Raw genomic sequence first — 11,681 nt, forward strand, 5'->3', positions numbered from 1 at the left:
TTACGATTCACAGTGCCTTTTTTATGTTTGGTATATCAATGAAAACACTAAGTTGACTCATGAGTTTATTGTTTAATTCCACTTCATTAATCCCAGTTAAGCTTTTTTTAAGGTAGAGGTTTTAAATAAGTAACTGTTTTAAAATACTAAAACAAAACAATGTTAATTAACTGTGTAATTTGGTCAATTAAATGTAGAAATTTGATGGCTAATTCTGTAGATTACCAATGACAGCGTTGTCATTGCTTGTTTGATTCGTTGTTTTAAGGTCCACATGAGTAAGGTAGAGGTCTTCTACTCATGTTTTGATTGTATTCCGGTCGGGCGGAATACAATTAATTTTTATACTTTTAGTCTCTCCCCAGAAACGAGTATAAGCTGGGTAACATATTTTGTTCCCAGCTATTTTTTTGCCTTTTTTATGATACATAGTCATTAGTTAGTTCGGTTTCAGTCGTTGAGACCCACTATACAAATCTGGGAAGGAATAAGATAAGTTGACCTATAAGGCATTGACTAAACAGCATAAAACTTTCTTGCTCCTGTTTGGCAAGTTTATGACAAATAAAGGCTGTAAAGATTAAGAAATAGCGTAAACCATATTGCGTTACATCATTAGCTTAGGGATAAACTGAGGAAACTATGAAAAAGACCATCATCGCAACGGCTTTATTATTGTCACTTGGGGTAGTAGGTTGTCAGGGCGGGTCATCTGAGCGTCAAACCAACATTGAACAATCCTCTTGGACACAAGCCTCACTCAATCAATTCGCTAATGAACTAAAAGTCACTTATCGAGTGGTCACCAATATCCCTGAGCAAGCATGTTCAGCGGATCAAAAAGACCAACGTTGCTTTATCGCAGAAATCGATTTTTCAACTCCTGCTAATTATCCTAATGGCAACTGGTCAATTTTTTATAGCCAAATGAGACCCGTTCAAGCTGTGTTAAATCCTGAATTTGATATTAGTCGTGTTCAAGGCGATTTACATCAAATTACACCCACAAAAGCGTTTACTGGATTTAAAGCTGGCGAAATAAAGACTCTAGGGTTTCGTGGCGAGTTATGGCAGTTGTCTGAAACTGATCCAATGCCAAACTACTATATTACCGTCGACGGGTTAACGCCTGTTGTGATCAGCAGTACAAAGCTCACAATTGACCCTGAAACAGGCATGGAGCAACGTCCTTACGTGGAATCGTTTACCGATGCTGATAAGCAATACCGCCGCACAGAAAAAGATGCACTCGTTTGGGCGAAAGCAGATGTACTTTATCAAACCAATGAAAATGTAACCCTTGATAGCAGTTATGTCACTGACCGTATCATTCCGACCCCAGCTGACATTGTTGTTACCTCCACCAATAAGCCTGTGGATTTATCTTTGGGTATTAATGTTATTTACAATGAAGTAAACCCAAAAGCTGTAAAAGCATCACTTGCGCGCCTATCAAGGCTTGGTGTGAATGAACTCGCTGGTGGCATCCCGCTTAAATTGGAGACATCTTCAACAATTGGGCAAGAAGGCTACAAGCTTGAAATAACAGAATCTGAATTAACGATTCAAGCGGCTGATGAAGCTGGTTTTTCATATGGTATTGCATCAATTACCGGATTATTATCTGCCGATGACTTATCTATAAATACCTTAACGGTAACTGATGCGCCACGTTATCAATTTCGAGGTATGCATGTTGATGTCGCAAGAAACTTTCATAGTAAGCAAATGATTTTAGACCTGATTGATCAAATGGCGGCTTACAAGTTAAATAAGCTTCATTTGCATATGGCTGACGATGAAGGTTGGCGTTTAGAAATCGATGGTTTACCTGAGTTAACCAATGTGGGTAGCAAGCGTTGCCATGATTTAACTGAAACACAATGTCTTATACCTCAATTAGGCAGTGGCCCATTTGCTGATAGCAATGTAAATGGTTACTACAGTAAAGCCGATTATATCGAGATATTAAATTATGCCACCGCTCGTCAAGTGGAAGTTATTCCATCAATGGATATGCCTGGTCACTCAAGAGCTGCAATTAAATCAATGGATGCACGCTATCGTCATTATATGGAAGCAGGGGATAGTGAAGCCGCTAAAGAGTATTTACTGTCAGATGCTGCAGATAAGACAGTGTACTCGTCAGTGCAATATTATAATGACAATACCTTAAATGTTTGTATGGAATCGACGTTTCATTTTGTTGATAAAGTCATCAGCGAAATAGCCAAGCTTCACCAAGCTGCGGATCACCCGTTAAATCGATACCATATTGGCGCTGATGAAACTGCAGGTGCGTGGAAGCAATCTCCTCAGTGTCTTGATTTTGTTGCTAATAACGATAAAGGCGTGACATCAGTTGATGATTTAGGAGCCTACTTTATTGAACGCTTATCAAATTCGTTAGCTGACAAAGGTATTCAACCTGCAGGTTGGAGTGATGGTATGAGTCACACTAACCCCACAAATATGCCTCAAAATGCACAGTCTAATATTTGGGATGTCATATCACATCAAGGTTATAAGCGAGCTCATAAACAAGCAAATCTAGGTTGGGATACCGTATTGTCAAATCCTGAGGTGCTGTATTTCGACTTCCCATATGAAGCAGATCCTAAGGAGCACGGCTATTACTGGGCTGGACGTGCGCAAAATAGTCAAAAAATATTTTCATTTATGCCAGATAACCTTCCTGCCAATGCTGAACAATGGACTGACATCGAAGGCCAAGCCTTTACCGCTGATGATACCATTCAACAAGATGAGCAGGGGAATGACATATCAGGCCCGTTACAACAAGGAAAAGGCTTTACTGGTATTCAAGGTCAACTGTGGAGCGAAACAGTGCGCAGTGATGATGTTGCTGAATACATGATTTATCCACGATTATTAATGTTGGCAGAAAAAGCATGGCATAAAGGAAGCTGGGAAGTGCCATATCGATATGAAGGCGCTATTTATAGTCTAGATTCTGGTTACTTCACTGCGGAAATGCGACTCAAACAACAGCAGCAATGGAATGAACTTGCTAATGCACTTGGACAAAAAGAGCTTCACAAGCTTGATTTAGCAAACATTGCTTATCGATTACCAACGGTTGGGGCTAAAGTTATTAATGGTAAATTACATGCCAATATTGCTTTTCCAGGACTGAGAATTGAGTATAGTGTTAATAATAAGCAGTGGCTTCCTTATACTGAGCCCGTTGCTGTGAATGGCAAAGTTGAAGTGAGAAGTATCTCTCCTGATGGTAAACGAAAAGGCAGAAGTTTATTGCTGTAGATAGTTAATATTGCACTTCACGAAAAGGCGTTAAACACTTTGTTAACGCCTTTTTGCTTTGTTTTATACCATTAAGTCTGATTCCCTCTAATTAATCACCAAACGATTACTATTTTATTTTCTTTATAAACAGAGTGTTAGGTTTATTGCTTGATGCTTATTTATCTTAGTTATAAAAAACAAATGACAACGCTGTCATTTGTGGTGTAACATAAAGTTAACTTATTCAAAGGGCCACCTATAACGTTAGTTTGTGCATCTTTATAACGTTGTTTTTTAGTCATCATCTTGGGCTCAAATAGAAGAGATAAGAGGGATATCATGGGCGTTAACCTGCAAAATGAATCACAGCTTTTTATTGGTATTGATGGCGGAGGCAGTAAATGTCGCGCCACGATTTATTCTCCTAAGATGGGTGTGATTGGAACTGGTGTTGCTGGGCGTGCTAACCCCCTTCACGGCTTAGAACAAACTTTCGAATCAATCCGCCAATCAACCGACTTAGCGATAGCAGACGCAAAGCTAACTCAAGATGATATCAAGACGTTAGTCGCAGGCCTTGGCCTTGCAGGGGTCAATGTGCCTCGCTTATATCAATTGATAAATGAATGGCAGCATCCATTTGCTCATATGTATCTCACTACCGATTTACATACTGCCTGTATTGGTGCGCACAACGGTGAGGATGGCGCGGTCATTATTACTGGCACAGGGTCTTGCGGTTACGCACATGTCGGAGAGCAAAGCTTACTGGTTGGTGGGCATGGGTTTGCTTTAGGCGATAAAGGTAGCGGTGCATGGCTAGGTCAACAAGCTGCAGAGCATGCTTTATTAAACCTTGATGGGTTTGCAGAAGACAGTCAGTTAACGCAATTAATCTTAGCGCATTTTGACGTCTCAGACGCTATCGGAATTGTTGAAAACCTAGCAGGTCAATCATCGAGTACGTATGCCAGATTAGCTAGGCTGGTAATTCAAAGTGCCGAACAAGGTGATGTTGTTGCGATAGAGATTGTTAAACAAGGTGCAAAATATATCAGTGATATGGCACGTAAGCTTTTTACACTCGAACCGCGTCGTTTTTCAATGATAGGCGGTTTAGCTGAGCCCTTACAAAAATGGCTTGATAGTGATGTCGGGCAGCAGGTTCAGCCAGCGCTCGCTCAACCTGAAATCGGCGCCATCTTATTTGCTCAACAGCAATACAGCAAACATCAAGGCTAATAGGTTAACAATTCAACCAGCTAGTCATTTTTCCAATTTATTCGACAATATTGAAAAAGGTTATACCGATGACAAATACCATTATGGAGCTAGAAGCTCGCTCTGCACCGCAAAAAATTGCTGAACAATTAGCTGCTAATGCGGGGCTAACTAAAGAACTTGGTGAGAAGCTGCGTAATTTTAAACCTAAGTTTGTAATGATCGTTGGCCGAGGCTCTTCAGATCATGCGGGAGTGTTTGCAAAATATTTATTTGAAATTGAAGTAGGTATTCCAACATTTGCTGCTGCACCATCGGTAGCCAGCGTATACGGTAAAAGCTTGCAACTTGAAGGCGGGTTAGTCATCGTTATTTCACAATCAGGTCGAAGCCCTGATATTTTAGCGCAAGCAAGAATGGTAAAAAACGCCGGCGCTTTTTGTGTGGCATTAGTGAATGATGAAACCGCGCCGATAAAAGATATCGTTGATGTTGTTTTACCTCTAAGAGCGGGTGAAGAAAAAGCAGTAGCAGCCACTAAAAGCTATCTAGCGACACTTTCAGCAATTGTTCAATTAACTGCAGAGTGGACTCAAAGTGAATCATTGGCAGCAGCTGTAGATTCAATGCCTAAAGCACTTCAAACAGCTGTAGATGCAGAACCTCAATTGACTGCAGAGTCTTTAGAGGGAGTTAAGAATCTTGTGGTTTTAGGCCGCGGTCTTGGATATGCCGTTACGAAAGAGCTAGCGCTTAAAATGAAAGAAGTGTGTTCTATTCATGCCGAATCCTTTAGTAGTGCAGAGTTTTTACATGGTCCGGTGACATTAGTTGAGAAAAAGCTGACCATTGTTGACGCTTGTATCAATGATGAGTCTTTAGAAAGCCATGTTGAGCAAGTAAATAACGTCACTGAGCGTGGTGCTGATGTGGTTCATTTGAATCAAACTTCAAATGATATTCACCCGCGTATTGCGCCACTGGCGCTGTTGCAGCGTTTTTATATTGATGTCGCCGCCGTAGCGGTTGCGCGTGGCATTGATCCAGATCAGCCTGAAGGCCTCAAGAAAGTAACACAAACCTTGTAATGTAAGTTGATGATATTTAATCACCTTATTGGTGTTAATTAAGCCTAGATGTAAAGAGACTCAAGATGAAACAAACCCTAATTGTAGATAAGTATTTTGATGGCGAGCAATTTCAGCCGCGAGCTGCGATTACCATAGATAATGGGATGATCACTGCTATCAACGCTATAGCTGAAAAGGGACTGGATCTGCAATTGGTGAATGAAGATGCATTAGAAAATGTGACTCATTTACAAGGAACGCTAGTTCCTGGGTTTGTTGATGTTCAGGTTAATGGTGGCGGTGGGGCGTTATTTAATACTGAACCTACACCTGAGTGTATCAGCATCATAGGCAATGCTCATGCGAAGTTTGGAACCACTGGCTTTTTACCAACCTTAATAACTGATCAAGTTGAGGTAATGGAAAAAGCGGCCGATGCCGTTGCAGAAGCCATTAAGCTTAAAACACCAGGGGTATTGGGTATTCATTTTGAAGGGCCGCATTTGAGTGTCCCTAAGAAAGGGGTACATCCTCAATCTTTTATTCGTGAAATTTCTGCGGCTGAGATGGCTATTTTTGCTCGCCAAGATTTAGGTATCAAACTTGTCACCTTAGCACCTGAAAACGTTTCAGTTGAGGTGATAAAAACATTAGTCGAACATGATGTAAAAGTCTGCCTAGGGCATTCAAATGCTGATTACGAGACGGTTAATGCAGCGTTGGATGCAGGCGCAGATGGATTCACACACTTGTTCAATGCAATGTCAGGTTTTGGTTCCCGTGAACCTGGCATGGTAGGTGCTGCGCTAGAAAGCGAAAAGGCTTGGTGCGGATTAATTGTTGATGGACACCATGTGCATAGTGCAACAGCGAAAGTGGCTATTAAGGCTAAACAGCAAGGTAAAGTGATGTTGGTGACTGATGCGATGCCGCCAGTGGGTATGGGTGATAACGCTAGCTTTGAATTATTTGGCACTAAAGTTATAAGGCAAGGCGACAGACTTAATGCAACAACAGGTGAACTAGCAGGTTGTGTATTAGATATGGTTGGTGCAGTGAATAACACTGTGCGCATGCTAGGTTTACGCCATGAAGAAGCATTAAGAATGGCATCACTTTATCCGTCTCAATATTTACAGAAACCTCAGCTAGGCCGAATTGCAGTCGGTCAGCAAGCTGACTTAGTGTTATTGAATACGCAAAATAATGTCAGTGCAACCTATATAGCTGGTGAGTTAGTGTTTTCTTCTGACTGCCCACAGCGGGCTAGGTAGTCGGCTATGAGTGCTCCAGTTAGTCATTCGACTGTAAGTGACACGTCAAGAAGTGATGTTCAACATTCTGAAACTAGAATAAATAGTGATAAACCTAAAACGAAAACACGTTTAATGTCTCTTGATGCATTGCGTGGTTTTGACATGTTTTGGATTTTGGGGGGAGAAGGGCTATTTGCAGGATTATTGCTATTAACTGGCTGGTCAGGTTGGCAATGGTTTGATGGCCAAATGCATCACAGTCAATGGCATGGCTTTACCTTTTATGATGTGATTTTCCCGCTATTTATATTCTTATCCGGTGTAGCGCTAGGCTTGTCTCCAAAAAGGTTGGATAAACTGCCAATGAGCGAACGCCTACCTTTTTATCGTCATGCTATAAAGCGACTTGGATTACTCATCCTACTAGGTGTGCTTTATAACCATGGTTGGGGTACTGGTGTCCCTGCGGATCCAGAACAAATTAGATATGCCAGTGTATTGGCCCGAATCGGTTTTGCTTGGTTTATTGGGGCAATGCTGGTTTGGCATACAAGCCTTCGGGTACAGGCTGCGATAGCGATTATCATTTTATTAGCTTATGGCTTATTGCAATTATATGTCCCGTTTCCTAATGGGCTACCAGGACAATTCACTCAAGATAATTCGATTAACGCCTATGTGGATAGTTTATTATTGCCAGGTATTTCTTATCAAGACCGTCCTTTAGATCCTGAAGGGGTGCTGTCAACACTTCCTGCGGTTGTAAATGGCTTAGTCGGTGTATTTGTCGGTCAGCTGTTGGTTAATACCAACATATCTGCGTGTAAGCTCTCTTCTGACTGGATAAAAGTGTTGTTACTAATGATTGCGGGTTGCTTGCTGATTTCACTAGCTTGGTTAGTTGATTTTGTTATACCGATTAATAAAGACCTTTGGACAAGCAGTTTTGTATTGGTGACGTCTGGTTGGAGTATCGTATTTTTAGCCATTTTTTATGCGCTTATTGATGTTCTCAAATGGCAGAAGTGGTCGTTGTTTTTTGTGGTGATTGGCACGAACGCTATCATCATTTATTTAGCTTCAAGCTTAATGAACTGGCAGTATTTTTCTCAAAGTTTATTGGGTGGAGTCATCACAGCATTACCTCAAAACTGGCAGCAATTAATGTCAGTGGTCAGTTTGTTGCTGGTGCAATGGTTAGTATTGTTATGGTTATATCGACGGAAAATTTTCATCCGAATCTAACTTAAACAGATAAGTGCTTGGCTAGTAGGATAAATTTCTGAGCTTGATTTTCACTTGTTATGGTTCTACCAGTTAAAGGAATGACAGCGTTGTCTTTGTGGTGTGGATGTTTTAACATGAAATGCGCAATGACTATGAAATGAATTAACAATTCGTCATCATAGTGGTGCTAAAACCTCAATAACAATAAGACTCATATGGGGCAGTGATGGATATTGCTGCTGAAAATTAATGACAATAAGAAGCAGGTTTATGGAAACTACAATGAATAACAGTCAGCAAAAAAGCAGTGTGTTGCCGATGGCTATCGTTGCAATTCTCTTTTTCGTATTGGGATTTGCCACTTGGCTAAATGGCTCTTTGATGCCTTATCTGAAGCAAATCCTTCAACTTAGCCCATTTCAAGCATCTCTAATCTTATTCTCTTTTTATATCGCTGTGACATTTACTGCCCTGCCTTCTGCTTGGGTTATTCGTAAAGTCGGCTATAAAAGTGGTATGGCATTAGGGATGGGGATAATGATGATCGCGGGTTTATTGTTTATACCTGCGGCTAAAACCCAAATATTTCCTTTATTCTTATTAGCGCAATTAGTGATGGGTACTGGCCAAACGTTACTACAAACCGCTGTGAATCCTTATGTTGTTCGTTTAGGCCCTGAAGAATCAGCTGCTGCCCGTGTAAGTGTAATGGGCATTCTCAATAAAGGGGCGGGTGTGATTGCGCCTATGGTATTTACAGCACTGATTTTAGATAGTTTTAAAGACCGTGTTGGAACAACATTAACCCAAATTCAAATCGATGAAATGGCGAATAGTCTAATACTTCCTTATTTAGGTATGGCGGTGTTTATTGGTATTTTAGCGTTTGCTGTTAAAAAATCTCCTTTACCAGAACTCGAGCAAGAAGAAGACGAGTCTTCTGAAAAAGGACAGATTAAAGAAGCCCTGGCTAAACCCAACCTTGCACTAGGTGTTGTCGCATTATTTGTTTATGTGGCCGTTGAAGTCATAGCAGGGGATACCATTGGTACTTACGCATTAACCTTGGGTGTCGAAAACTATGGCGTGATGACATCCTATACAATGGTTTGTATGGTTATCGGTTATAGCTTGGGTATTATTTGTATTCCTCGCTTTATTTCGCAACCTAATGCGTTATTAATCAGTGCTATTTTAGGCGTAGTATTATCTTTTGGTATCGTATTTGGTGATAGTGAGTCATATACCATTGCTAATATGATATTGGTACCATTTGGTGGAGCTGAGCTTCCAGATACCTTATTGCTCATTGCATTTCTAGGGTTAGCTAATGCGATTGTGTGGCCTGCAGTATGGCCGTTAGCATTATCAGGAATGGGTCGATTAACCAGTACTGGCTCTGCTTTGTTAATTATGGGGATTGCTGGTGGCGCTTTTGGGCCGGTATTTTGGGGGCTAACAAGCTCTGCGACGTCTTTAGGTATGCAAGGCGGTTATATGGTGATGATCCCTTGTTATCTGTTCATTTTATTTTATGCGGTTAAAGGCTATAAAATGACAAGCTGGAAATAGTTGAGATAAGCGTTTTCAATGCAGTGTATGGCGTTACCGATAGCCTTTTAATACTGTCATGAAACGGCTTTAAGCTGTAGTCCCTTCACAAAAAAGCCACTCTATTGAGTGGCTTTTTTATTACACTAATAAGCTTTGGCTCTTACTACATTTGGCTCTTACTACAATTTGCCAATAAACTGATTAATGGTTAGTTGGCTTTTCTAGTTTCTCCATGACTTGCTTCAAACTAAAGCTCGCTGCTTTTTGTCTTGGAGGATATTCTTTAAATGTTTCTAAAAATTGAGCCACATAAGCTTGCGCTGGCACTAATAAAAATGCTCTGTCTATTAACCAGTCATAATAGGTATTAGACGTGCGGTCAGCAGTCTCGTATGGATCCATACGTAGGTTAAATATCTTAGGTAAGCGCAGTTCAACAAAAGGCTCTGCCCATATTTGTAATGTACCTGTCACACGCTGCTCTAAAAATACTGCTTTCCAGTTTTTATAACGCAGAGCGGCTAAATCACCATCATCAGTGAAGTAAAAGATTTCTTCACGAGGGCCGGTATCTGCCTTGCCTGTTAAGTAAGGTAAGAAGTTGTAGCCATCAAGATGGTTTTTAAACTTTTTGCCATTGGCGCTATAGCCTTTAAGTAGCTTCTCTTTTACTTTGCTATCGCCTGCCGCTGCAGCGAAGGTAGGTAGCCAATCCATATGGTGCATAATCTCATTGGAAACGCTACCAGCTTCAATCTTACCTGGCCATCTCACCATCGCAGGAACACGGAATGCGCCTTCCCAGCTGGTATTTTTCTCACTTCTAAACGGAGTTAAACCCGCATCTGGCCATGTGTTCATGTGTGGGCCATTATCGGTTGAGTAAAATACGATCGTGTTATCTTTGATACCTAGCTTATCGACAGTTTTAAGCAGTTGACCAACATGGTTATCATGCTCAATCATACCGTCAGCATAATTACTGACGCCGCTTGCTCCACGAAGTTCAGGCTTAATATGGGTACGGAAATGCATTCGTGTTCCGTTCCACCATACAAAGAATGGTTTTTTCGATTTTACACTTTTTTCCATGAAGTCAATTGCCGCCGAAACGGTTTCATCATCAATGGTTTCCATTCTTTTTTTCGTTAATGGACCAGTATCTTCAATCTTGCCATCAGCTGATGATTTGATAACGCCTCGGGGTCCAAATTTCTTTAAGAATTCAGGATCTTTTGGGTAATCAACGTTTTCAGGTTCTTCTTCAGCATTAAGGTGATAAAGGTTTCCTAAAAATTCATCAAAACCATGGGCAGTAGGTAAGAACTCATCTTTGTCACCTAAATGGTTTTTACCAAATTGACCCGTGGCATAACCCATAGGCTTTAAGATTTCCGCTATGGTGGCATCTTCTGCTTGTAAGCCAATATCAGCGCCAGGCAAACCAACTTTACTTAATCCAGTACGGAACACGCTTTGACCTGTAATAAAGGTAGAACGGCCCGCAGTACAAGACTGTTCGCCATAATAATCAGTGAACATTAACCCTTCTTTGGCGATACTATCAATATTTGGCGTTTGATAACCCATCAAACCAAATGTATAAGCACTGACATTTGCTTGCCCAATGTCATCGCCCCATATGACGAGAATATTAGGTTTACTAGCAGCGGTAGCACTGGTTGATAGCATTCCTAATGTTATCGCAGCAGTGACTCCGAGGAGTTTTTTCATTCTTACCATTTTTATTTCCCTATATGATTGAAGAACAGTGTAGATTTTTTGAACACTAGTTATAAGTTAACAGCTAAATTAGCGATTAAACAAGTAACTACGAGATTGTTTACATAAAGATGAGGAAATATCAGTATATGCACTGATAGAAATTTTGCTTAATAATCCGGCAAATTAGTCAGACAAATAAATGATGAGGTGAATGGTTACTTTTTAAATGATAAAAGGGCAGTTCGGGATGGGTGAAATAGTAAAAATTAAAAACAAAAAAGCCACTCATTTGAGTGGCTATTCTGTATATGGTGCCGGCACCAAGAGTCGAACTCGGGACCTACTGATTACAAGTCAGTTG

7 protein-coding genes are annotated in these 11,681 nt (G+C 40.7%); 6 read left to right on the forward strand and 1 reads right to left on the reverse strand.

Going from position 1 to position 11,681, the window contains the following annotated elements:
* Nucleotides 1-642 precede the first annotated feature (642 nt).
* From AN944_RS16020 to nagP, 6 genes are all read left to right on the forward strand, one after another.
* On the forward strand, nucleotides 643-3,285 hold the full coding sequence (locus tag AN944_RS16020; RefSeq protein ID WP_055025648.1) for a family 20 glycosylhydrolase: 2,643 nt from the start codon (nucleotides 643-645) through the stop codon (nucleotides 3,283-3,285).
* Nucleotides 3,286-3,606: 321 nt separating this feature from the next.
* A complete protein-coding gene (gene nagK, locus AN944_RS16025; RefSeq protein WP_055025649.1) occupies nucleotides 3,607-4,509 on the forward strand; it encodes an N-acetylglucosamine kinase in 903 nt (300 codons plus the stop codon).
* Nucleotides 4,510-4,577: 68 nt separating this feature from the next.
* Complete coding sequence (gene nagB-II, locus AN944_RS16030; RefSeq protein WP_055025650.1) at nucleotides 4,578-5,576, forward strand: glucosamine-6-phosphate deaminase NagB-II; 999 nt, start codon at nucleotides 4,578-4,580, stop codon at nucleotides 5,574-5,576.
* A 65-nt stretch (nucleotides 5,577-5,641) separates the two neighbouring features.
* Nucleotides 5,642-6,832: an N-acetylglucosamine-6-phosphate deacetylase gene (gene nagA / locus AN944_RS16035; RefSeq protein ID WP_055025651.1), complete on the forward strand. Its 1,191-nt coding sequence runs from the start codon at nucleotides 5,642-5,644 to the stop codon at nucleotides 6,830-6,832.
* Between the two features lie 114 nt (nucleotides 6,833-6,946).
* Nucleotides 6,947-8,059, forward strand: coding sequence for a transmembrane glucosamine N-acetyltransferase NagX (nagX, locus tag AN944_RS16040; RefSeq protein WP_055025662.1), 1,113 nt, complete (start codon nucleotides 6,947-6,949; stop codon nucleotides 8,057-8,059).
* A 252-nt stretch (nucleotides 8,060-8,311) separates the two neighbouring features.
* Entirely contained in the window at nucleotides 8,312-9,613 is a 1,302-nt protein-coding gene (gene nagP, locus AN944_RS16045; protein WP_055025652.1) for an N-acetylglucosamine MFS transporter NagP, read from the forward strand.
* A 183-nt stretch (nucleotides 9,614-9,796) separates the two neighbouring features.
* Here nagP and AN944_RS16050 read toward each other — a convergent pair whose 3' ends face one another.
* Nucleotides 9,797-11,287, reverse strand: coding sequence for an arylsulfatase (locus AN944_RS16050; protein ID WP_372037398.1), 1,491 nt, complete (start codon nucleotides 11,285-11,287; stop codon nucleotides 9,797-9,799).
* Between the last annotated feature and the right edge of the window lie 394 nt (nucleotides 11,288-11,681).

Origin of the sequence: Shewanella sp. P1-14-1 (genome assembly GCF_001401775.1) — a bacterium.
GTDB lineage: Bacteria > Pseudomonadota > Gammaproteobacteria > Enterobacterales > Shewanellaceae > Shewanella > Shewanella japonica.